Consider the following 22,224-nt stretch of genomic DNA (forward strand, 5'->3'; position numbering starts at 1 on the left):
TCAGAAGAAGAGTTTATGCAGCTCTTCGCCCGGGTTTTCCGCGCGCATAAAGGCTTCGCCCACCAGGAACGCATTAATATTGCGCTCACGCATAACGGCAACGTCATCCGGAGTAAGAATACCGCTTTCCGTTACCAGCAGTTTATCCGCCGGAACCTGCTGCTGCAGACTAAATGTGGTTTCCAGTGTCAGCTCGAAGGTGTGCAGATTACGGTTATTGATACCCAATAACGGCGTATTCAGTGTCAGAGCAGTGTGCAGCTCTTCTTCGTTATGCACTTCTACCAGCACATCCATACCGCATTCATGAGCAATACCTTCCAGATCCTGCAGCTGCATTTTGCTCAGCGCAGCGACGATCAGCAGGACGCAGTCAGCGTTAATCGTACGGGCTTCGTAAATCTGATAAGGATCAACGAGGAAATCCTTGCGGATAACCGGCAGGGAACAGGCAGCACGGGCCGCTTTTAAATAGTCTTCATGCCCCTGAAAATAATCACGGTCAGTCAGAACCGACAGACAGGCCGCCCCGCCCTCTTCATAAGACTCTGCAATTTCCTGCGGCACAAAGTGCTCACGCAGAACGCCTTTGGATGGTGACGCTTTTTTTACTTCAGCAATAACCGCAGGCTTTCCCGCTTCGACCTTGGCCAGCATCGCATTGTAAAAACCCCGCAGCTCAGCCGGATCGCAATCCAGCGCCTGGGCTTTTATCTCTGCCAATGGCAGAGTCTTGCTGCGCAGAGCGACTTCTTCCGCTTTGGTGGCCAGAATCTTTTTCAGAATGGTTGGAGTATTCATCAGTTTGCTTCGTCTTCCGCCAGAAAGCGTGAAAAGCTCACCAGCTCATTGAGTTTTTCCAGCGCCAGTCCGGAGTAAATTGCGTCCTGCGCCATATCAACACCCTGTTTCATATTGCTGGCCAGACCGGCAACATAGATCGCGGCACCGGCATTCAGTGCCAGCATATCAGCCGCTTTGATACCGGCAGTCGTTTCGCGCTTACCTAACGCATCTTTAATCAGCGCCAGACTTTCCTGAGAATCGGCAACATCCAGTCCGGACAGAACCTGTGACTGAATACCGAAATCCTCTGGCTTCATTTCGTATTCTTTCAGTTCACCATTTTTTAATTCACAGGCATAGGTGGTGGTCGCCAGACTGATTTCGTCCAGTCCATCCTGAGAATTCACCACCAGAATATGGCCGGCTCCCATGCGCTGCAGCACTTCAGCCACCGGACGCACCAGGGCCTTACTGAACACACCAATAACCTGATTGGCTACACCCGCCGGGTTGGTCATAGGTCCGAGAATATTAAAGATGGTACGCATACCCAGCGATTTACGCGGGCCAATAGCATGCTTCATGGCACTGTGATGCGATGGCGCAAACATAAAGCCAACGCCCAGTTCATCGATGCAGCGGGCAACCTGTTCTGAGTTCAGATTCAGATTAACGCCAGCCGCTTCCAATAAATCAGCGCTGCCGGATTTGGACGACACACCACGGTTGCCATGTTTCGCCACGGTTCCGCCTGCAGCCGCAACGATAAAAGAGGATGCGGTGGAAACGTTAAATAAATTGGCGCCATCACCACCGGTACCAACGATATCTACAGCGTGTTCCGCTTTGATTTTTACGCCGGTTGCCAGCTCACGCATCACAGTGACAGCACCGACAATTTCGTCGATGCTTTCACTCTTCATACGCAAACCCACCAGAAAACCACCCACCTGAGCATCATCGCACTCACCGGTCATAATCTGGCGCATCACATCAATCATTTCTTCAGTGGATAAATCCTGGCGCTCAACGACGCGGGCCAGTGCGGTTTTGATATCCATTATTTATCCCCTTTGTTCTGTTCCAGAAAATTTCTCAGCAGATCGTGACCGTGTTCGGTCAGGATAGATTCCGGGTGAAACTGCACGCCCTCGATCGCTAATTCCTTATGACGCACGCCCATAATTTCTTCCATGCTGCCGTCTTCATTTTCCGTCCATGCGGTAATTTCCAGACAGTCAGGGATGGTGTTTTTATCAATCACCAGGGAATGATAACGAGTGGCGTTGTAAGGGTTGTTCAGACCTGCGAAGACACCGGTATTGTTATGATGCACCGGAGAAATTTTCCCGTGCATCACCTGGCCGGCGCGAACGATATCGCCACCGAAAACCTGACCAATACTCTGGTGTCCCAGACAGATCCCCAGAATCGGTAATTTACCAGCGAAGTAGCGGATGGCTTCCATCGAGATACCCGCCTCATTAGGCGTGCAAGGTCCCGGGGAAACCACCAGCTGATCCGGGTTCATCGCTTCAATTTCAGCGACGGTAATTTCGTCGTTACGGAAGACTCTGACATCAGCGCCCAGTTCGGCAAAATACTGCACGACGTTGTAGGTAAATGAATCGTAATTGTCGATCATGACTAACATTGCTGACTCCTGCGGCGTTACGCCTGAATGTGTGGTTATTGGTCCAGTCCGGCTTCCGCCATGGCAACCGCGCGGAACATAGCGCGGCCTTTATTCATGGTTTCTTTCCATTCCAGCCGCGGTACAGAATCCGCAACCACCCCGGCGCCAGCCTGAATATTCAGCTTGCCGTCTTTAATCACTGCGGTACGGATGGCAATGGCCATATCCATATTGCCGCTCCAGCTCAGGTAGCCCACCGCACCGCCATAAACGCCGCGCTTGGTAGACTCCACTTCATCAATAATTTCCATGGCGCGGATTTTCGGTGCGCCACTCAAAGTACCGGCCGGATGCGCTGCACGCAGCACGTCCATGGCGCCGATACCGTCTTTTACTTTGCCTTTCACGTTGGACACGATGTGCATCACGTGGCTGTAGCGTTCAATGACCATCTGATCGGTCACTTCCACTTCACCGGTTTTCGCCACGCGGCCAACATCGTTACGGCCAAGGTCGATCAGCATAACGTGTTCAGCGATTTCTTTCGGATCCGACAGCAGTTCCTGCTCCAGTGCCAGATCTTCTTCTTCGGTGGCACCGCGCACGCGGGTACCGGCAATCGGCCGTACGGTTACTTCACCATCTTCAAGACGGGCAAGAATTTCCGGTGAAGAACCCACAACGTGGAAGTCACCAAGATTCATGCAGTACATATAAGGCGATGGGTTCAGCGTACGCAGCGCACGGTAAATATTCACCGGATCGCCACCATAAGGTACCGTCAGGCGCTGCGATGGAACGCATTGCATGATGTCACCGGCGAAGATGTACTGACGGATGCGTTCAACCGCGTCCATAAATTCCTGCTCACCAAAGGAAGAGCGGAAATCAGCTTCGGTGACTTCAGCAGGTGCTTCAACCGGCTTACCGATCGGGCCTGTGTATGGTTCACGCAGCTGCTGACGCAATTCATGAATACGCTGTTCAGCTTTTTCATGGGCGTTATCTTCCGCCGGGTCTGCCAGCACAATTAAGTGCAGCTTGCCGCTGAGGTTGTCGAATACCACGACTTCCTCAGACACCATCAACAGAATATCCGGGGTGCCCAGCTCGTCCTTCGGACAGGAATTTTTCAGGCGCGGCTCAATGTAGCGCACGGTGTCGTAACCAAAATAACCGACCAGACCACCATCAAACTTCGGCAGGCCATCAACATTGGCCACACGGAAACGCTGCTGGAACTCACTGACAAACGCCAGTGGATCTTCCACGCTGTGCTGTTCAACGATGTCGCCGTCACGGGTGAGCGTGATGTCATGGCCACTGATGGTCAGAATTTCCCGGCATGGCAGACCGATCATGGAGTAACGGCCCCACTTCTCGCCGCCCTGCACCGATTCCAGCAGATAGCTGTATGGCGCATTCGCCAGCTTGAGAAAAGTGGTCAGAGGAGTATCAAGGTCAGCCAGCACTTCGCGGGCCACGGGGATGCGGTTAAAGCCCTGTTCAGCCAGAGCAGCAAATTGTTGCGGAGTCATAATTACCTTCAGATTGTTAAGCGCGATAGATAGCCTGAGCGGCCGGTCAGAGATTGAACAGCGCTTAACACCATCGACAGGTCAGGTTCTGACCCTTTTGCAGGGGGCGGTTATATTGGAAAAACACCGCAGGCTCCGTTAATTACAGGATTTAGAGATAGGCAGAACTATAACGGTATGCAGGTTGAGCGGCAAGACAGAGGACCTGTCTTTCCACGCATACAGCCCTATTCTGAGCGCCAGTCGAGGCAAGGCCAGTGACGTTCGAGTGCCACCGAGCGCAATTCGTCGCTGGGATTAAGAACAACCGGCTGTTTGACCGCTTCCAGTAACGGAATATCCGCATGGCTGTCTGAATAGAAAGCGGCGTCTTCAAACGACCAGCCGCGGCGGGTCAGAAACTGGCGCGCCAGATCGACTTTACCGGCGCCATAGCACATAGGCTTTTCCAGACCGACGATACGGTTATTTTCCGTACTCAGCCGGTTACTGATGACATTATTGATGCCCAGCGCATTACCGTATGCCCTGGCCACGACATCATCCGCGCCGGTGATCATCACCAGCTCCGCCCCCTTGCGTCGGTAGGCAAATAAAAGAGAGGCTGCCTGTGGATAAATATGCAGCTGGCCGCGCTCAGTAAAAAAGCGCTCAACATGAATCTGATACTCTTCCAGGGTCATGCCGCGGGTGCGGGTACGGTAGTAATTCGACAGGCGGCCGTGAGTCACACGGCCCTTTTTGTATGCGCGGTAGAGCGAGGCCAGCGCCAGCATGGCCTCGACGACGGCCCAGCGCTCACGCTTTACCCGCCAGCGAATCCAGAGACTGTTAGCGTCTTTATTTATCAGGGAGTCATCGAGGTCAAAAAATACGACGGGAACATCGTAAACCCGCATTCTGCGTCCGCCAGTCTGGTCCATGTCAGGTCGGTCAGAATATCACAGTGACGGTATAAGCCCCATATCACATGGAGTCATCAAAGCGCATGGCCGCCAAACGCCAGTAGGTCAGGGTTGCCGGGGTGATTTTGCCTTCGCAGCGCAAAGCCAGTACCTGCAATCCCTGCCACAGCGCGTGCGCCTGCGTATCCAGCCCCATCAGCTTCAGCGATGCCAGCATGCGACTGATGCGCCGGAAATTGTGGTTCTCTGGCACCAGCCAGTGACGGTCACAGATGTCTGTTGGTAACACCAGTTCAAATCCCTGGGGGGATTCACGCATCACCATGCCAAGAAACGTCAACATACGCTGCAAAGCCTGATGCATGCGCGACTGCAGCTCGGCGTTATGGCGAAAGTCCGCAATGACCTCATCCGTGACGACCGGCGCTTCCGGGTTGTAGGGACTGGGTTCGTGCAGCGGAAACAGCCACTGAATGTAATCGTGGCAGATTTCCAGCTCAGTATCCGGAAAAGCGAGAATACTGTTAAAGCTGCGCCCCCTGTGGTCTGTGCCCTGGCCGCTGTAGAAGGCTGTAAGAGGATGCATAGAATAAGCCCATCCGTTGGTTTCGATCAGAAAAACCCCCGAACCAAACACCTTTTTCCGGGGTCATATTCAGCATAGCAGGCAGGCAGATTCCAGTGAGGATTTGTCACCTAAAAGCCCTGACAATTTTTGACCTGGATCGATTGAAGTTTTGTTTTACTGTTGTAATCTGAAATGACCAACCCGTTCACCGGAAACTGTTCCGGTGAAATATCAACCAGGGGCCTGATGCCACTGCAGGTATAAGTGGCAAGGACTCTTTGGACTCTTAAGGAGACGCTATGAAAGGTTTGGAAATCAGCTTCCGCGACATCAGTCACTCCGATGCTATCGAACAGCACATCCGTGACAAAGCCGGCAAATTGACCTCGACTTTCGATGAAATCACCGGAGTCAGGGCCGTTGTCGCCATGCCGCACAACCACAGCTATAAAGGTAAGCTGGCCCACGTATCCCTGGAGATCGGTCTGCCCGGGCAAACCGTTGCCATCACCCGTGACAACCACGACAATCCGGAACATGAAGACATGTATCTGGCCGTCACCGATGCCTTCGACAAAGCCCTGCGCAAAGTCCGCCAGATCCACAACAAGCGTATTGATAAGAGTCGCCGGGCCGGCAACAGTGCCGTGTCATAAGACTTAACTGCAATAAAAAAGGGCCTTGAGGCCCTTTTTTATTGCTCTGCAAAATTGTCCTGCAAAACACCCATACCAGCCGTCAGAGTTTACCCATCAGCAGCACCTGCAGCAGTCCGGGTCTGACCAGGCTGGCATACAGCTGGCCCATCTCCCGGGCATCCACAGGAAACCCTTCCCGTACCCAGCGTACGATCACCGCAAAGGATGCGCCGGCGATAAAGTCGACCACATAATTCATCCGTGCAGACTCTTTTACCGACAGGTTATGGGCACTGATATAACGCTCCATAATACGCGCCACATAACGCTTGAATTCGTTCAGCACCAAAGCTTCGACATCGTTGCCAACCAGCAGCTGCGCCAGCCCTGCATTGTCTGACCACTGGCGGAACATAATCTCTGCAATCACCGGGTCGGCCTGAGTTGAGCGCACCAGATAGTCTTCAACCTGCTCATAAAATTTTATGAACATGCTCTCGATGTACCCTTTCAGCAGATCATCTTTGGAGTGGTAATGCAGGTAGAAGGTCGGCCGGGCTACGCCGGAACGCTCACAGATGTTGGCCACGGAAATTTTGCTGTATGCCGTTTCCGACATCAGCTGCAGCAGGGTTTCCATCAGCAGGCGGCGTGATCGTTCGACACGCTTATCAAGATCCTGGGGCATAACTGTCAGGCTGCCATTCAGAAGCAGCAGGTCCTTTTTTGTTTTTATTATTTCAGAAGCATCACACAAAGCCTTTTGGACATACGTCTACCAGACTGAACGGCCGTCAAGCCTGCAGAACCAGAAAAGGCCATAAAAAAACCGCCCGAAGGCGGTTTTTATCGATGCGAAAAGCCTCAGGCAGTTTCGAACATCTCGTCGTCCAGCTCATACAGAGGATCCGCACCGCCTTTCACAGCAGCACTCATACCAATGTAACGAGGCAGCAGACGCTTCATGTAGAAACGCGCAGTGCCCACTTTAGCTTTGTAGAAGCCAGATGTGTCATCAGCATGAGTCAGAGCAACGACCGCCATCTTCGCCCACATGTAAGCCAGAGCGGTGTAGCCGAATACCATCAGGTACTCAACCGATGCCGCGCCAACTTCATTGGCGTTGGAGGCAGACTGATCCATCACCCACTGAGTCAGGTCGTTCAGATTCTCGACAGCGGCTTTCAGCGGCTCGATAAACTCTGCAGCCGCTTCGTTACCGGCATGCTCAGCGATAAAGTCATTCATATCGGCTTCGAACAGCTTGTAGAACGCGCCGTTGTTAGCAACCACTTTACGACCGATCAGGTCGAGGGCCTGAATACCGTTGGTGCCTTCGTAGATCTGAGTGATACGGATATCACGCACATACTGCTCCTGGCCCCATTCACGGATAAAGCCGTGACCACCAAATACCTGCTGACAGGCAACGGCAGATTCCAGCGCGTTATCCGTCAGGAAGGCTTTGGCAACCGGTGTCAGCAGCGCCAGCATAGCGTCAGCGTGCTTTTTCTCATCTTCATTGTCAGAGAACTTGGCGATATCCAGCCACTTGGCAACGTAAGTCGAGAATGCACGGCCACCTTCAGTGAAAGCACGGGAGGTCAGCAGCATACGACGCACGTCCGGATGAACAATGATCGGATCAGCCGCTTTATCTTTTGCCACAGCACCGGTCGGTGCACGGCTCTGGATACGGTCACGGGCGTATTCAACAGCGTTCTGGTAGGAGGCTTCTGCCGCACCAATACCCTGAATACCCACACCCAGACGCTCGTAGTTCATCATGGTGAACATACAGGCCAGACCTTTGTTTTCTTCACCGACCAGCCAGCCTTTGGCGCCGTCGAAGTTCATCACACAGGTAGCAGAACCTTTAATACCCATTTTGTGTTCAATAGACCCACAACCCATGGCATTACGCTCCCCCAGAGAACCATCTTCGTTCACCATGAACTTAGGCACCAGGAACAGGGAAATACCTTTAGGACCCGCCGGTGCATCCGGCAGCTTGGCCAGCACCAGGTGGATAATGTTTTCCGCCATGTCGTGCTCACCCCAGGTAATAAAGATCTTTGTACCTGTGATGTTGTAAGAACCGTCCGCCTGTGGCTCCGCCTTGGTACGGATAATACCCAGGTCAGTACCGGCGTGAGGCTCGGTCAGATCCATGGCACCGGCCCACTGGCCGCTGTACATGTTCGGCAGATATTTTTCTTTCAGCTCGTCAGAACCGTGAGCATTCAGCGACAGACAGGCACCGGCGGTCAGCATTGGCGCCAGACCGAAAGACATGTTGGCGCCCTGAATCATCTCTTCAACCTGACCAACCAGAGTTTTCGGCATACCCATGCCACCGAAATCCGGGTTACCACCCAGACCATTCAGGCCTGCGTCGCAGTAGGTCTGGTAGGCATCTTTGAAACCAGGAGCGGCAGTAACTTCACCGTCTTTCCAGGTAGAGCCCACTTCATCACCTTCACGGTTGATCGGCGCCAGAACCTGGCTGGCGATCTTACCGCATTCTTCCAGAATGGCTTCTGCGGTTTCTACGTCCACTGCACCTTCCAGACCGGCAAGTGAGGACCAGAGTTTGTCTGCTTCAAACACTTCATTCAGCACGAAACGCATGTCGCGCAGTGGGGCTTTATATTCTGCCATGTTTCAACCTCATGTTTATCCGGGATTAGAGCTACCCGTTTTCATTATCATGTCCATCGGAGACAGGAAACGCGGCTATTTTAACCATTCAGGCCAGATTTCCCAGTCCGACATAAGTAAAAACCGCGCATTAACGCGGTTTTTACTTAGCAGCATAAATGCAAAACAGGACTCAGAATCAGAACGCGAAGTGTTCTTCCGCCAGATCCATCACTGTATCTGCACCGGCAACCATAGAGATTGCGTGGCCTTTGGCGCGTGGCAGAATACGGGCAAAGTAGAACTTCGCAGTGGTCAGCTTGGCTTTGTAGTAATCTTCTTCAGACGTACCGGCAGCCAGTGCGTCCTGAGCAACCTTAGCCATACGGGCCCACAGGAAAGCCAGGGTTACGTAACCTGAATACATCAGGTAATCAACGGATGCTGAGCCCACTTCGTCACGGTTCTTCATCGCGTTCATACCGATCTTCATGGTCAGATCGCCCCACTCTTTGTTGTACTCAGCCAGTGATGCCACCAGCGGAGCCAGAGTTTCGTTGCCTTCTTCTGCCTGACAGAACTTGTGAACCATCTTGGTGAAGTTACGCAGGGAAGCACCCTGAGTCATCAGTACTTTACGGCCCAGCAGGTCGAGAGCCTGAATACCGGTAGTACCTTCATAGATACAGGCAATCTTGGTATCACGTACCAGCTGCTCCATACCCCACTCAGCGATAAAGCCGTGACCACCGAATACCTGAACACCCAGGTTCGTGGCTTCGTAACCAACTTCAGTCAGGAAGGCTTTCGCGATTGGCGTCAGGAAGCCCAGCAGCTCATCAGCGGCTTTGCGTGCTTCTTCGTCTTCCGATGCTTTCACGATGTCGTTCTGCTGTGCAGCCAGGTAAACCAGCGCACGACCACCTTCAGCGAAGGCTTTCTGAGTCAGCAGCATACGGCGAACGTCAGGGTGAACGATGATCGGGTCAGCGGCTTTTTCAGGCGCTTTAGGACCGGTCAGGGAACGCATGGCCAGACGGTCTTTAGCGTACGCCAGAGCACCCTGGAAAGACGCTTCAGCAGCAGTCGCACCCTGCAGAGCAGTACCGATACGGGCAGTGTTCATAAAGGTGAACATGCAGTTCAGACCTTTGTTCTCAGGTCCGATCAGCCAGCCTTTGGCACCGTCGAAGTTCATCACACAGGTCGCGTTACCGTGAATACCCATTTTGTGTTCGATAGAACCACAGGTCACAGCGTTACGCTCACCGACGGAACCGTCTTCGTTTGGCAGCATTTTAGGAACGATAAACAGGGAGATACCCTTAGTACCTTCCGGTGCACCTGGCAGACGCGCCAGAACGATGTGCACAATATTTTCTGCCATGTCGTGTTCACCGGCAGAGATAAAGATTTTGGTACCGGAGATCGCGTAAGAACCGTCAGCGTTAGCTTCTGCTTTGGTTTTCAGGATACCCAGGTCAGAACCACAGTGTGGTTCAGTCAGACACATAGTGCCGGTCCACTCACCGGAAACCAGTTTGGTCAGGTAAGTGTCTTTCTGTTCTTCAGTACCGTGCTGATGGATGGTATTCATCGCGCCATGAGACAGACCCGGGTACATACCCCAGGACCAGTTAGCAGTACCAACCATCTCAGATACCACAGTACCCAGAGACTCAGGCAGGCCCTGACCACCGTGCGCTTCATCATGCGCCAGTGATGGCCAGCCACCTTCAACAAATTTGGCGTACGCTTCTTTGAAGCCGGTCGGAGTGGTCACGGAACCGTCTTCATGGCGGGTACAGCCTTCAGTATCACCAACGCGCTGCAGAGGGGCCAGTTCCTGTTCACAGAACTTAGCGCCTTCGGCGACGATCGCATCGATCATTTCTGGAGTTGCTACTTCAGCATAAGCCGGGATGCTGGCGTAATGGCCTGGCATATCCAGCAGTTCGTCCATTACGAACTTAATTTCACGCAGGGGAGCCTTGTACTCTGGCATAAGAACGACCTCGTTGCCTATTATGTTCTTGCAGCGTTGGCTGCTGTTAGTTATGGCAGTTTGATCAACATGGATTCAAACAAGTGTTTGAAACATACGTTCGCCACATGAAGTTGTCAAGCCTGTGCAGCGATGATCAGCCATTTATATTGCACATGAATCACAGAATAGTTGCGTTACAGGCATAAAAAAACCGGCGCACGGCCGGTTTATGGAGTTATTAACAAAACACTGAGTTGATCAGATCACATCATCCAGTATCTGACCGGCTGAGACCGGTTGCGGCATGCTGATCTGCAGCAGAACTTCATTGATGCGTTGCATGCGTGCATTGTATTCCGCATTGCGCTCCGCGGCCGAGACCGCCTGCTCTTCAGACTCTTTCTCTTTGGCCTCTTCCTGCGCGGCTTTGGCTTCTGCCAGAGCTACGGCAGTTTCCGCCTGCTGCTCTTCCACGCGGCTCATTTCCGCATCGCGGCGCTGCATCTGTTGTTGTGAAATCTCATTCAGAGCCTGGGCTGCCTTCTGCGCTGCCTGGGCCGCAACCTGACGGTCCTGGGCGGATGGCTCAGCCGGTGCCAGAGCAGCGCGCTGAATCTGTTCCATCTTATCCAGCGTGGCCTGCGGGTCGTCACTGACTTTGCTGACATCAACACTCACTTCACCACCGACGGCATAAAGCACACCGTCCGGCCCGGTTTCATAACTGAAACTGGCTGAACCGGCATGCACGCCACCAGAAGCTGAATGCGCCTGCTCATGGACCCGGACTTCCTGATCCCGCTGCTTCAGACTACGTATCTCTTCCAGCTCACGCTCTTCCTGCGCCCGTTTTACGAATTCGTTTTCCTGCTCAACGGGCTGAGCATCTTCAGTTTTACTGGCTGCTGGAGCTGAATCCTGCTGCGAAGAGAGGGAGGAAGGTGATGACTTCTGATACAGACGGGTTTCCGACTCTGGATTACGCAGCGTCGGATTGCCACTGCGGGCTGACAAAGTCACATCATCAACGGCCGCCAGTACCGAAGCAGGAGGTGTTTCAGGTTTTGCCGACAACAGCCCAGCCGCCGCACCGGATTGCACCGGTGCGGAACTGACCGCAACTGTTGTGACTGGAGAAACCTGCATTCATCACCTCTCTGACCCGTGCGCTTACGCGCTGGTATCAATCAGACTGCCGATCTGGCGATCCGCAGCTTCAATTACTTTCGCGCCGGCTGACACAGCAACTTCGCCCTGCTTCAGCTCGGTCAGTGCTTTTTCTGTTTTACCCACGCCTTCCACCGGGCGCGCCGTGGTGGCGTCGACCACATCCTGTGCCGCACGGTTAACCTGATCCACCCCCTGCGTGACAGCAGTGGCGGCGGTAGTGAAAGCTGAGCCTGTCGTTGAACCGATATTCATGTCATTTGCCCTCGTGTTATCCATCGGTGGCTATTGACTATAATTTAACCAATTAAAAACCCGCCTTCCAGCATGGCTATCAGGCCTGATAGACCGATTTGCTATAACTGTCGAGCTGCTGCGTCATAAAATAACACTTGTTCAATTTTTTGTTCCGGATCAGCAGAATCTGCGCCGGAATCCTGTCGCCAACCTGTTTTTCCTGCGCGGCTGCTCTGGAAATCCTGCTGAACTTTCTTCTGCTGACCCCTCTCCTGCTGACACACCTCCTGATTAATACCCAGTTTGGCCAGCAACTGCTGATCCTGTTTAACCTGAGGGTTTGGTGTAGTCAGCAGACACTCGCCATAAAAGATGGAATTCGCCCCGGCCAAAAAGCACATCGCCTGCATTTCTTCACTCATCTGCTCTCGCCCGGCACTGAGGCGTATATGGGAAGCCGGCATCAGAATGCGCGCCACGGCAATGGTGCGTACAAACTCAGTCCAGTCCAGATCATCGACATCAGCCAGTGGCGTTCCCGCAGTTTTGACCAGCTGATTAACCGGCACCGATTCCGGGTGCACCGGCAGATTGGCTAGCTGCTGTAACAGACCCGCACGGTCCTGACTGCTCTCGCCCATGCCGACAATACCGCCGGAGCAGACCTTCATTCCGGCTTCACGCACATTGGCCAGAGTTTCCAGACGGTCGGTGTAGCTGCGGGTTGTGATGATCTCGCCGTAATATTCCGGTGAGGTGTCGAGATTGTGGTTGTAATAATCCAGCCCGGCGGCTGCCAGTTGCCGGGACTTTTCCGCATCCAGCATGCCCAGAGTCATGCAGGTTTCCAGCCCCATAGCTTTGACACCTTCAACCATGGCCAGAACATAGGGCATATCCCGTTCGTGAGGCGAACGCCAGGCGGCCCCCATACAAAAACGCTCAGCGCCAGCCGCTTTGGCTGCCTTTGCTTTCTCAAGAACGGCTTCAACTTCCATCAGTTTCTGCTTTTCCAGCCCGGTATCGTAGTGCGCACTCTGCGGGCAATAGGTGCAGTCTTCCGGACAGGCGCCGGTCTTAATCGACAACAGCGTGCTGACTTGCACCCGACTGGCATCAAAATACTGCCGATGTACGCATTGGGCTTCAAACAGCAGATCATTGAACGGCTTCGCCAGCAGGGCCTGAATCTCAGCGGCAGACCAGTCATGGCGCAAACTGTTGGAAGATGCAGTGGAAATATCAGCGGGATGACTCATGTTCCTGCTCCATGGAGGGTTTTATGATGGGCAGGTGATCATAGGGAAACGGTCATAACCGTCAAACATAATGAAAAATATGGTTTACAGCGTATTAAAAGGCGTACGGCAGTCAACCGGACTGACATCGGGCACCTGCGAACTCTGCCTGCAACAGGCGGATGCATCTGGCTTTCTCTGTGCTCCCTGCCACCAGCAACTCTCCGTCAGCCATAACGCCTGCAGCCAATGCGCCGAGCCTATGTCAGAGCCGGGCCGTTGTGCCCGTTGCCAACAGACGCCACCAGCCTTTGATTACGCTTACAGCAGCTATCTGTATCAGCCGCCAATGTCTTCATGGTTACTGGCAGCAAAGGATAAAACCCACTTGCAGTGGCTGCTGCGCCTTGGCTGGCTGATGCGGCAAAAGCCACCTCATACGATGGATCAGGTGGATGGCCTGATTTTTATGCCGTCCGCACGGAAGCGCCGGCTTGTGCGCGGCTACAATCCGGCACAGCTGCTGGCCCTGCCTGTTGCCCGGCAATACCGTTTACCTCTGTACGAAGATGCCCTGAAGAAAACATCGGTCGCTGATCAGCGCGGGCTGTCTGCCTCTCAGCGTCGTCATAACCAGAAACGAAGTTTTATCAGTGGGCAGAGAACCTTCGACGGCGAACATCTGTTAATTATCGACGATGTGATTACCACGGGCGCCACAGCCGACGCTGCGGCGCGCCTGTTGAAGCAGCAGGGAGCCGGCATTGTCGGTGTCTGGTCCCTGTGCCGCACGCCGGCAAAATCACAGAGCAATAACAAATAACTCTGTCATAATGCGCGCAGCTAACGCGGAGGCTGCTTATGACTTCATCACACCCCTATTCGGAATTAACCCAGGAACGCGTCATGGATGCCACAGAGTCACTGGGTTATCTGTGCGATGCGCGGGTATTTCCGCTGAACAGCTATGAAAACCGCGTATATCAGATCGGCATCGAAGACGAGCAGCCGCTGATCGGCAAGTTTTATCGTCCGGCACGCTGGAGCAGGGAGCAGATTCAGGAAGAGCATGATTTTCTGCTGGAATTACAGGCCGATGAATTACCGGTCGTTGCCCCCATCGTTAAGGATGGTCAGTCATTGTTTCTGGACGATCCGTTTTATTTTGCCCTTTTCCCACGACGTGGTGGCCAGGCCCCGGAGCTGGCAAACGATGACGATCTCGAACTGATCGGTCGCTGGCTTGGCCGCCTGCATCAGACCGGCAGCAGAAAACAGTTTGCACACAGACCGCAAATTCAGGGCAGCGATGATCTCATCAAAGCCAGCGAACAGGTTCTGAGCAGCGGCCTGATGCCGGAAGATTACCGCCATAATTACCGCACCATCAGTGATGCGCTGATTAAACTCTGTGAAAATCTCTATCGACCACAGGCGATAAACACACTGCGAATTCACGGTGATTTACACACCGGCAACCTGTTGTTGCGCGACGATATTTTATACATGGTCGACTTCGATGACTGCCTGCAGGGACCTGCCATGCAAGACATCTGGATGCTGCTCAGCGGCACAGAGCAGGAACAACGGCAGCAATTACTGGTCATTAAAGAAGGTTACGAAATGTTCAGGCCATTCCCGACACAGGAACTGGCTCTGATAGAAACACTACGCACGATCCGGGTAATGAAATATGCAGCCTGGCTCTGTAACCGCTGGAGCGACCCGGCTTTTCCTCAGGCATTCCCCTGGTTCACCGGTCACCGCTTCTGGTCAGAGCATGTCAATGCGTTGCAGGAGCAGCTTGCTGCACTACAGGAAGCGCCCATTGAATTACCCATTTTTTAACAGGAGAGAACATGAAACACGTAAATAAGTATCTGACATCACTGGCCCTGACGGCAGGTTTTGTATCTGCACCCGTTATGGCTGAAGGCCTTGATGCGAAAAACCTGTATGTAGGTGGTGGTATTTCTGAAAACGTTGTCGACTCCCCCTTTGGCGGCGGCAGCGACGATGCGTTTGGTTACACCCTGTTCGCCGGTTACGAATTCCAGAACAGTTATCCACTGGTGAAAACATCCGCTGAAATTGGTTACAGCGACACCGACGATTTTGATCGCGTGGATGATGACATTAATGGTCTGTGGGTAGCTGGCGTGATTGAAAAAGATCTGCCGGAAATTAACGACAAGTTCTTTGTAATTGGCCGTGCCGGTCTCGATTTTGGTGATGATGACGGTCTGCTGCTGGGTGCCGGTGCAGGGTTTCACCTGACGCCAAAACTGGATCTGCGTGGTGAGTACATCGCCAAAGACTCGTCGTCCGTCTATCAGGCAAGTGTTGCTGTTAACTTCTGAGCAAACGTCTGATCTGCAGGAAGACACTGCCCTGGCAGTTGTGGAAATAGGCAGAGATAAATAGTTACTGTTATTTTTAAAAGCATTTTCTGCAGACAATAAAAAAGGGCCTTTCGGCCCTTTTTTATTGTCTGGATTTTTTAGCGTACACCGCTGCGACGCAGGGCCGCCGGAGTGTAGTCACGGCTGGAGCGGTCGAAGCCGAAGGAATAACCTTCATCTTCTTCGTTATCCATACCCAGTGCCAGGTAACGACCAGAGTTCAGATCGTACAGAGTTTCCAGCGCATACCATGGCACCTGGTGGTTGTAGTACATCACGTTGTGAGACTCAGCCACACGCCACAGTTCACCACGGCCATCGTAATGATCAATTTCAGACGCCTGCCAGGTGTCCTCATCTAAGTAGAAAACACGTTTGGCATAAATATGACGCTTACCTTCTTTCAGGGTTGCAGTTACTTTCCACACACGGTGCAGCTCGTAACGGGCCAGGTCCTGATTGATATGGCCAGGCTTCACGATATCAGCGTATTTCAGCTTTTTATCTTTCAGCTTGTAAGAGTTGTAAGGAATATAAATTTCCTGCTTCCCTTCCAGCTTCCAGTCGTAACGGTCAGGTGCGCCGTTGTACATATCGAAGTTATCCGATGTACGCAGACCATCTGACGCAGTACCCGGGCCGTCATAAGACACCTGAGGTGCACGGCGTACACGACGCTGACCAGCGTTATAAACCCAGGCTTTACGTGGCTCTTTCACCTGATCCAGTGTTTCATGAACCAACAGTACGTTACCGGCCAGACGGGCTGGAGAAATAACATCCTGCTTAAAGTAGAAGAGTACGTTTTTATCCTGATCCGGCTTGTAATCTGTCAGTTTATTACGGAAGGTGAACTCATCTTTAAAGCGCACGATGGTGTAGTCACCGTTCACCTGTGGTGTTGCCTGCGCAACAACACGGCTTACGCTGCCACCACGGTAGCGGACGATATGGTTCCAGATCGCTTCCACACCATTCTGTGGCAGTGGGAACGGAACACCCTCTTCGTAATTTTCCAGACCATTACCATTTGCCAGCAGCTTTGTTTTGGTGGCGTTGGTTTTGCTGTCATCGTAAATAAACTGAGGATACGCAGAAGTACGGCGCGTCTCGTAAACCGGCATTTTGTAGGTATCCGGATACTTGGCGAACATGGCTTTCTGACCATCGGTCAGATTAGCCGCGTACTCCTTATAATTCGCACCGGTAATAACAAACTTAGGCTTGTCTTCCGGGAACGGATTTTTGAATTCATCAGTTTTAGCCAGGCCGCCATTCCAGGAAGGAATGGTGCCAGCCGCATTGCCTGCCATTTCAGCACCGACAGGCGTCAGGGTTTTACCCAATGCTGCCGCTTTATCTGCGGAAACCTCGGCATGTGCCGTGCCTACCATCAGGGACAGTGCTAACGCACTGCCCAGTGTTTTTGAATATCGTTTAAACATGCTTCATAGACCTCTGTAATTCTTATATGAGCCAATCTCTTAGAAGGAATACTTCGCAGACAGAGCAATGTTGTCGCGGTCAACCATCTGATTGTAGTCACCACCAGAGAAGTTAGTGTACGACACGTTAACAGACGTCTGGTTCAGGTAGACAAATGTCACACCCAGACCAGTGGTCAGGCGATCATCCATAAACTGAGCACCTGGCTCAGGACCATTACCTTTGTCATAAGCCACGGACAGCATCGGGCTGACGTTCACACCAGCGAATGCGTTGTTGAAGTCCATAACCGCACGCAGGCGCAGACCACCGGATACTTTGGTTACATAACCATCATCGGTACAGTAATCAGTGTTGGCGTTCTGGCCAGAGTTTGGCGCACCGCCAACAGTGTCAGCGGAACAGAAGTTCACACCTGGAACCGCATCGTAAACACCGTCGTTATTACCGATACCGTATGCACCGGAACGGCCGTAACGGGCATCATCAACATCCGGCAGATCCGGGATAACCGTTACACCAGCCTCACCCACCAGCGCCAGACGGTCTGCACCCAGTACGCGGTCGTAGAACTTAATGTAGGTCATCTGCGCCTGCCACATATCGAACTCGTCGTAACCTTTGGCGATTTCACCGTACAGCGGCAGAGCACCACCGGCTTCTTCAGCACGTTGCTGATACAGACGGCTGTATGGCGCACCGTTACCGGCCAGAATCAGTTCGAATGCGTTCCACTGCAGTGGCATATCCGGCTTGTAGCTCACTTCACCGGAAATCGACGCACCACCTTCAGTACTGGTCGCGAAACTGATACCGGCGATTTTGATGTCTTCCGGATAAGCGATCTGGTACAGCGGGTAACGGCTGTCGTAAGAAGCATCCGCATTCACCTGATCACCGCTGGTGTCATAGTTGGTTACCGCACCATTGATGTACGGCACGCGGCTGTGGATGTTCATGTAATAGAAGCCGAGTTCAGTATCACCCAGAGCTTCGGCATACCAGCGCACAGCAAGACCGTACTGGCCGGAATCGCGTGGTGTATCATCGGATAAACGCTCAGTCATCGGTGCCAGACGACCATTCAGCGGCACGCCCTGATCGATTTCGTCCTGACGCATTTCCAGATAGATACGTTCATCTTCGGTACCAGCCAGAATAATCGGGTTACAGCCATCGGCGACAAAGTCGGCGGTGGAGAAGAAAGTACCGCAAGGGTCAGTACGGGTTTTTTCCCATTCCAGCTGGTAGAAGGCTTCCAGAGTCACATCAGCGGTTAAGCCAATGGAGGTGTAAGCCATATTCACCGGCAGCAGACCCTCTTTAATTTCAGCACCTGGCTTACGGAAAGCGGATGCATCCACCGGGTTGATGCTGTTAATACCACCCTGAATAAAGGTACTTTCACCCCAGCTCACTACCTGGCGACCGAGACGTACGTTGATTGGCGTGTAACCAATTTCATAGTCGGCCCAGACATACGCATCCAGCAGTTCAGCGCCTTTACCGGCCGCTGCTTTGGTTGCGTCGTTGAGTGGTTTGAAATCCGTCTCTTCATCCATCAGAGCGGTATCGTAATAAGCACGGGCACGGAAGAAACCACCGTAGTTCTGATAATTCAGCTCCAGGTCGCCGCTCCATTTCACCACGTTGGTGTAAATGTCGCCCTTACCGTAGTTCAGGGTACCGTCATCATAGTTGTAAGAAGAACCTGAAGTGTTCTCACCAATGGCTGCGCCATTGCCACCCATGATCTGGCCCTTGTCACGTGCAGATGTACGCCATGCCACACCGTAACTGATGGTGTTATCCAGCTGTACCCCAAGATCCCCAAAATTAAACTCTACGGCCTGTACTGAAGTAGAGGCGATCGCAGATACCGCCAGCGCTAAAGGTAATTTTTTCATTGAGCGCATACTCTTGTTTGTTATTTTCATATTCAACTCCGCCCGATTTTTATTCTGCTGGGATAGCTTCGATAATACCTGCACCACCGTCATTCAGTGCTGGCGAGCCGTTAAAGCGGCTGATCGCGTGCTGAACGAGTACGCCAAACGTGGCTGCGGTTTCAGGGGTATTAGCGTCGGTATCCGGTACAGCAAAGGAGGAGTGGCTGCTCAGATCGTCTGACAGCTTAACGAACACCTGATCACCTGCTCCGATAGTGGAACCGGATTCAACCTGCTCCGCAGCAAATACAGAGATCAGCGGATCAGTACCGGCCAGCGGTGCATCAGCAACACTGTTTGGGATCACGGTATCACCCACAGATTCGATCAGGGTGTAAGGCGTCTGTGACAGCTGCATCAGACCGCCGAAGTTCATCGGATCGGCTGAATCCACAGTTGCCTGGTAAACGTACATCAGAGATTCGTAGCTGGAACCGCCCTGAGTCAGGTTGAAGCTGTCCGGATTTTCCAGCGCGCCAACAATCGTCGGACCAAAGGTTGCTGAATTTTCCAGCAGTTTAGGCAGACCGCCGCCAGGTACTGAGAACACAGCCGCCTGAACACGGTTCAGTGCCGGGTTACCTGCCGGGTTCGCTGGTACCGCGCTGGTGTTGTTCACCGCGACAAACTGAGTGCCGATAATAGAACCCAGAGAAATACCGGCGAAATAGATCCGGCTGGCGTCAAAGTCAGGGTCGGTATTGGCTGGGCCGCCATTGCCATCACCATCAATATCCATAAATGGAATCGTGGCGTTCAGGTTAAGCAGATCCATCACCGCCTGACGGTTATTATCTCGGGTGGTCTGGAAGTGCAGGAAGTCGATATACAGAGAACCGGACTGATCCGCTGCAGTACCTTCTCCGCCGTCGATATCACCGTCAACCGCTTCCGGCAGTGCGCCACTGGCGTCGGCAGTCAGACCAAAGTGACGCTGAGACACAGTCTGGCCAGAGATAATCAGAGATTGAGTCGCCGCATCCAGCTCAACAAAGCTGTCGGCAGTACCTGGTGTTGCGCCGCCATCTGTAACGGCAATGCCACCAGCACTTTGATTAACTGCAGCCATCAGAGGTACAGCACCACTGAACGGAGCGCCACCCAAAACACCGGAGGTGATCATATCGGTCGGCATCAGACCATGCATTGGCAGGTCAATAGCTACACTGGCATAACAGTTCGGCGCAGCTGCCAGCTGTTCAGCCAGGACGATATTCTGCATACGGTTCCCGGTAATGCCATGAGCCAGCATCACCACCGGCCAGCCGCTACCCGGTTTAGCACAACTACCGCCCGGCTCTACAACCAGGACCTGAGTACGAACCTTGCCGTTCTCTTGCGCGAATGGGAACAGATTGGTCACATTTTCAGATGGCGCTGCAACTTCAGCTGCATCTGCAGCATCAGCCCCCTGTGCCAGCTGCAGATTTTCAATCACGTCGGCATCGGTTGCCCACTGACCGATAACCGTATTGGCTGCACTCAACGTGGCTGCCGCACAGGTCGCCGCATCGGAAGCGGTTTCTGCAGAACAGGTGTAGTGCTCATCATCACCCAGGTTAATACCATCATCAACGTAAGCACCGCTTGGCGCCTGCGAGTAATACGGCAGGTCGATGGTGCCGGTAATGAACGAAGAGGCTGCGCCATCCAGGATCATGGATGTATCAACAGGGACTGTCGCAGATAGCGCAGGGAAATTTGACGCCCGGGGTGACGGAGCAGGCAGCGTAGACAGTAACGCATGTCCGCCAATGACTTCAGCCGCAGTTGCCGATGAGCCGGCTCCACTAAGAATGGCACCAACAGTCGCTGATTGAGTGGCCGCATCGTCTTCTGTTGTGTTCAGATAATGCTGTAGGACAGCGGGAACAGTAGAAGCCAGCGCGGCATCCGCATTCCCCGGCGCAGCCATAGCACTCAGTACTTCAACTGTACCGCCTGTGGTAAAGGTATAAGCGGTAGTCACGCTGGATGGGCTCGCCCCCTGACTGACCAGGAAGCCCTGTGCCAGCTGATACCAATCCTGTACAGCTTCACGAACCGGTGCCAGCGCAGCGCTGAGCAGATCGTCGTCGCCGATCAGGTATTTAAACTGTGAACCCATGACAGTGGCATCACCATCAACGTCAGTAATGGCGTTGGTCAGTACAACCAGATAGCGTGTATTGTTTTTCAGGGGTTCTGTGGGAGAGATGCGAACCACACTGTTATTCAGGTTACCATCAGCGTAAGAGACGACTTCAGCTTTAATAGCCGCTTCGCCCCCAAATGGGTCCGCTTCATTAATCTGTGGGTCAGGCACTTTCGGACCGGCTTCACCATAGTCCAGCTCTACCAGGTAAACACTGCCAGCCGGCAGCTCGCCTTCGCTCAGAGACCCACTGAAAGGAATATACAACTGACCAACGGTAGAGAAACCGTCCATATCGGACATGGCGTCATATACCGGGTTGTATTCAGGGTTACGGGAACCGTCCGCGAGGAAAATATCGACATCGCCGTCAGGATATACCAGTGTGCCGTCTGTGGTACCGGAGAGCAGAAAATCGGTGGCCAGAGGCAACTGAGAACGGGCGGGGTTAAAAACTGGAGCGACAACCGCTGGCTGTGCATCGCCGGAGCCGGCGTCTACAGCGGTCTGATCAACTTTATCGTGGTCCTGAACGCTACTGATATTACAGCCGGCAAGGCCTGCTGCTGTGGCTGCGATGGCCAGACTGAGAAGGGTCTTCTTCACCATATTGCTACCTGTTTGTTTTTTTATGGTTATGTTGGCACTTCAGGGACGCGTAATTACCCCCCTCCCCGAAGAGATGCTCGGAACTATAATCTGGCTGCAGCGCACCCCCCATCACTCAAAAGTATGATTCAGTACTAATCACCCCGTCATTTTGTATCCGGATGTAACACTACCTTGGTATTACTGGCAGGATTGTCCGTCAATCCGGGCCAAACTGCTGTGACTGGGATTCACAAACGCAATCCTCTAGAATACCGCTCCCTAACATCATCGGATTTCAGGAGACAGCGCATGTCTGAGCAGGATTCTGTAGTAATTGTGGCGGGGGGTCGTACGCCAATGGG

Annotated in this window: 19 protein-coding genes; 4 read left to right on the forward strand and 15 right to left on the reverse strand. The window is 53.0% G+C overall.

From position 1 onward, the window contains the following. The 6 genes from trpC to B2Z72_RS18160 all read right to left on the reverse strand — a co-directional run bounded on the left by trpC (window position 1) and on the right by B2Z72_RS18160 (window position 5,451). On the reverse strand, window positions 1-801 hold the full coding sequence (gene trpC / locus B2Z72_RS18135) for an indole-3-glycerol phosphate synthase TrpC (RefSeq protein ID WP_296984493.1): 801 nt from the start codon (window positions 799-801) through the stop codon (window positions 1-3). Next, complete coding sequence (gene trpD / locus B2Z72_RS18140; RefSeq protein WP_297005469.1) at window positions 801-1,847, reverse strand: anthranilate phosphoribosyltransferase; 1,047 nt, start codon at window positions 1,845-1,847, stop codon at window positions 801-803. Before trpD ends, trpC begins: the two co-directional genes overlap by 1 nt. Next, on the reverse strand, window positions 1,847-2,440 hold the full coding sequence (locus B2Z72_RS18145) for an aminodeoxychorismate/anthranilate synthase component II (protein WP_296984176.1): 594 nt from the start codon (window positions 2,438-2,440) through the stop codon (window positions 1,847-1,849). The genes trpD and B2Z72_RS18145 overlap by 1 nt, the downstream gene beginning before the upstream one ends. A 35-nt stretch (window positions 2,441-2,475) precedes the next feature. Then, window positions 2,476-3,960 (reverse strand): anthranilate synthase component I, encoded by a 1,485-nt coding sequence (trpE, locus tag B2Z72_RS18150; RefSeq protein WP_296984175.1) that lies wholly within the window; start codon window positions 3,958-3,960, stop codon window positions 2,476-2,478. A gap of 227 nt (window positions 3,961-4,187) precedes the next feature. Continuing rightward, a complete protein-coding gene (locus tag B2Z72_RS18155) occupies window positions 4,188-4,859 on the reverse strand; it encodes an HAD family hydrolase (protein ID WP_296984174.1) in 672 nt (223 codons plus the stop codon). Window positions 4,860-4,926: 67 nt separating this feature from the next. Further along, complete coding sequence (locus B2Z72_RS18160; protein ID WP_296984173.1) at window positions 4,927-5,451, reverse strand: opioid growth factor receptor-related protein; 525 nt, start codon at window positions 5,449-5,451, stop codon at window positions 4,927-4,929. Window positions 5,452-5,732: 281 nt separating this feature from the next. Between B2Z72_RS18160 and B2Z72_RS18165 the strand changes: the two genes are divergently transcribed. Beyond that, window positions 5,733-6,089 (forward strand): HPF/RaiA family ribosome-associated protein, encoded by a 357-nt coding sequence (locus tag B2Z72_RS18165; protein ID WP_296984172.1) that lies wholly within the window; start codon window positions 5,733-5,735, stop codon window positions 6,087-6,089. An 82-nt stretch (window positions 6,090-6,171) separates the two neighbouring features. On the opposite strand, the gene B2Z72_RS18170 is transcribed toward B2Z72_RS18165, so the two are convergent. The 6 genes from B2Z72_RS18170 to bioB form a co-directional block, all read right to left on the reverse strand. Next, a complete protein-coding gene (locus B2Z72_RS18170) occupies window positions 6,172-6,759 on the reverse strand; it encodes a TetR/AcrR family transcriptional regulator (RefSeq protein WP_296984170.1) in 588 nt (195 codons plus the stop codon). Between the two features lie 176 nt (window positions 6,760-6,935). Further along, window positions 6,936-8,732, reverse strand: coding sequence for an acyl-CoA dehydrogenase C-terminal domain-containing protein (locus tag B2Z72_RS18175; protein WP_297005472.1), 1,797 nt, complete (start codon window positions 8,730-8,732; stop codon window positions 6,936-6,938). A 178-nt stretch (window positions 8,733-8,910) separates the two neighbouring features. Then, window positions 8,911-10,716 (reverse strand): acyl-CoA dehydrogenase C-terminal domain-containing protein, encoded by a 1,806-nt coding sequence (locus B2Z72_RS18180; RefSeq protein ID WP_296982166.1) that lies wholly within the window; start codon window positions 10,714-10,716, stop codon window positions 8,911-8,913. Window positions 10,717-10,956: 240 nt separating this feature from the next. After that, a complete protein-coding gene (locus tag B2Z72_RS18185) occupies window positions 10,957-11,844 on the reverse strand; it encodes a putative metalloprotease CJM1_0395 family protein (protein ID WP_296982164.1) in 888 nt (295 codons plus the stop codon). 24 nt (window positions 11,845-11,868) lie between these two features. Continuing rightward, a complete protein-coding gene (locus B2Z72_RS18190; protein WP_296982162.1) occupies window positions 11,869-12,120 on the reverse strand; it encodes a hypothetical protein in 252 nt (83 codons plus the stop codon). A 101-nt stretch (window positions 12,121-12,221) separates the two neighbouring features. Beyond that, on the reverse strand, window positions 12,222-13,361 hold the full coding sequence (gene bioB, locus B2Z72_RS18195) for a biotin synthase BioB (RefSeq protein WP_296982159.1): 1,140 nt from the start codon (window positions 13,359-13,361) through the stop codon (window positions 12,222-12,224). A 70-nt stretch (window positions 13,362-13,431) separates the two neighbouring features. Between bioB and B2Z72_RS18200 the strand changes: the two genes are divergently transcribed. The 3 genes from B2Z72_RS18200 to B2Z72_RS18210 are packed head-to-tail and all read left to right on the forward strand — an operon-like array spanning window position 13,432 to window position 15,700. Continuing rightward, a complete protein-coding gene (locus tag B2Z72_RS18200) occupies window positions 13,432-14,163 on the forward strand; it encodes a ComF family protein (RefSeq protein ID WP_296982157.1) in 732 nt (243 codons plus the stop codon). Window positions 14,164-14,201: 38 nt separating this feature from the next. Next, window positions 14,202-15,188 carry a serine/threonine protein kinase gene (locus B2Z72_RS18205; protein WP_296982155.1) on the forward strand — a complete coding sequence of 329 codons (987 nt, stop codon included), beginning with the start codon at window positions 14,202-14,204 and terminating at the stop codon, window positions 15,186-15,188. Between the two features lie 11 nt (window positions 15,189-15,199). Continuing rightward, complete coding sequence (locus B2Z72_RS18210; RefSeq protein ID WP_296982153.1) at window positions 15,200-15,700, forward strand: outer membrane beta-barrel protein; 501 nt, start codon at window positions 15,200-15,202, stop codon at window positions 15,698-15,700. 140 nt (window positions 15,701-15,840) lie between these two features. On the opposite strand, the gene B2Z72_RS18215 is transcribed toward B2Z72_RS18210, so the two are convergent. Genes B2Z72_RS18215 through B2Z72_RS18225 form a run of 3 tightly spaced genes read right to left on the reverse strand, consistent with a single transcriptional unit; the run spans window position 15,841 to window position 21,880 of the window. Further along, window positions 15,841-17,187 (reverse strand): DUF1329 domain-containing protein, encoded by a 1,347-nt coding sequence (locus tag B2Z72_RS18215; protein WP_297005474.1) that lies wholly within the window; start codon window positions 17,185-17,187, stop codon window positions 15,841-15,843. A gap of 39 nt (window positions 17,188-17,226) precedes the next feature. Continuing rightward, window positions 17,227-19,125: a DUF1302 domain-containing protein gene (locus tag B2Z72_RS18220; protein ID WP_296982148.1), complete on the reverse strand. Its 1,899-nt coding sequence runs from the start codon at window positions 19,123-19,125 to the stop codon at window positions 17,227-17,229. Between the two features lie 19 nt (window positions 19,126-19,144). Continuing rightward, window positions 19,145-21,880, reverse strand: coding sequence for a hypothetical protein (locus tag B2Z72_RS18225; RefSeq protein ID WP_296982146.1), 2,736 nt, complete (start codon window positions 21,878-21,880; stop codon window positions 19,145-19,147). Between the last annotated feature and the right edge of the window lie 344 nt (window positions 21,881-22,224).

The sequence above is a fragment of the Thalassolituus sp. UBA6592 genome (assembly GCF_002433655.1).
In the GTDB taxonomy this organism is placed as follows: Bacteria; Pseudomonadota; Gammaproteobacteria; order Pseudomonadales; family Oceanobacteraceae; genus Venatoribacter.

Coding starts and splice junctions, on each gene's coding strand:
- trpC (WP_296984493.1), bottom strand. CDS start 801: ATGAATACTCCAACCATTCTGAAAAAGATTCTGGCCACCAAAGCGGAA.
- trpD (WP_297005469.1), bottom strand. CDS start 1,847: ATGGATATCAAAACCGCACTGGCCCGCGTCGTTGAGCGCCAGGATTTA.
- B2Z72_RS18145 (WP_296984176.1), bottom strand. CDS start 2,440: ATGTTAGTCATGATCGACAATTACGATTCATTTACCTACAACGTCGTG.
- trpE (WP_296984175.1), bottom strand. CDS start 3,960: ATGACTCCGCAACAATTTGCTGCTCTGGCTGAACAGGGCTTTAACCGC.
- B2Z72_RS18155 (WP_296984174.1), bottom strand. CDS start 4,859: ATGCGGGTTTACGATGTTCCCGTCGTATTTTTTGACCTCGATGACTCC.
- B2Z72_RS18160 (WP_296984173.1), bottom strand. CDS start 5,451: ATGCATCCTCTTACAGCCTTCTACAGCGGCCAGGGCACAGACCACAGG.
- B2Z72_RS18165 (WP_296984172.1), top strand. CDS start 5,733: ATGAAAGGTTTGGAAATCAGCTTCCGCGACATCAGTCACTCCGATGCT.
- B2Z72_RS18170 (WP_296984170.1), bottom strand. CDS start 6,759: ATGCCCCAGGATCTTGATAAGCGTGTCGAACGATCACGCCGCCTGCTG.
- B2Z72_RS18175 (WP_297005472.1), bottom strand. CDS start 8,732: ATGGCAGAATATAAAGCCCCACTGCGCGACATGCGTTTCGTGCTGAAT.
- B2Z72_RS18180 (WP_296982166.1), bottom strand. CDS start 10,716: ATGCCAGAGTACAAGGCTCCCCTGCGTGAAATTAAGTTCGTAATGGAC.
- B2Z72_RS18185 (WP_296982164.1), bottom strand. CDS start 11,844: ATGCAGGTTTCTCCAGTCACAACAGTTGCGGTCAGTTCCGCACCGGTG.
- B2Z72_RS18190 (WP_296982162.1), bottom strand. CDS start 12,120: ATGAATATCGGTTCAACGACAGGCTCAGCTTTCACTACCGCCGCCACT.
- bioB (WP_296982159.1), bottom strand. CDS start 13,361: ATGAGTCATCCCGCTGATATTTCCACTGCATCTTCCAACAGTTTGCGC.
- B2Z72_RS18200 (WP_296982157.1), top strand. CDS start 13,432: ATGAAAAATATGGTTTACAGCGTATTAAAAGGCGTACGGCAGTCAACC.
- B2Z72_RS18205 (WP_296982155.1), top strand. CDS start 14,202: ATGACTTCATCACACCCCTATTCGGAATTAACCCAGGAACGCGTCATG.
- B2Z72_RS18210 (WP_296982153.1), top strand. CDS start 15,200: ATGAAACACGTAAATAAGTATCTGACATCACTGGCCCTGACGGCAGGT.
- B2Z72_RS18215 (WP_297005474.1), bottom strand. CDS start 17,187: ATGTTTAAACGATATTCAAAAACACTGGGCAGTGCGTTAGCACTGTCC.
- B2Z72_RS18220 (WP_296982148.1), bottom strand. CDS start 19,125: ATGAAAATAACAAACAAGAGTATGCGCTCAATGAAAAAATTACCTTTA.
- B2Z72_RS18225 (WP_296982146.1), bottom strand. CDS start 21,880: ATGGTGAAGAAGACCCTTCTCAGTCTGGCCATCGCAGCCACAGCAGCA.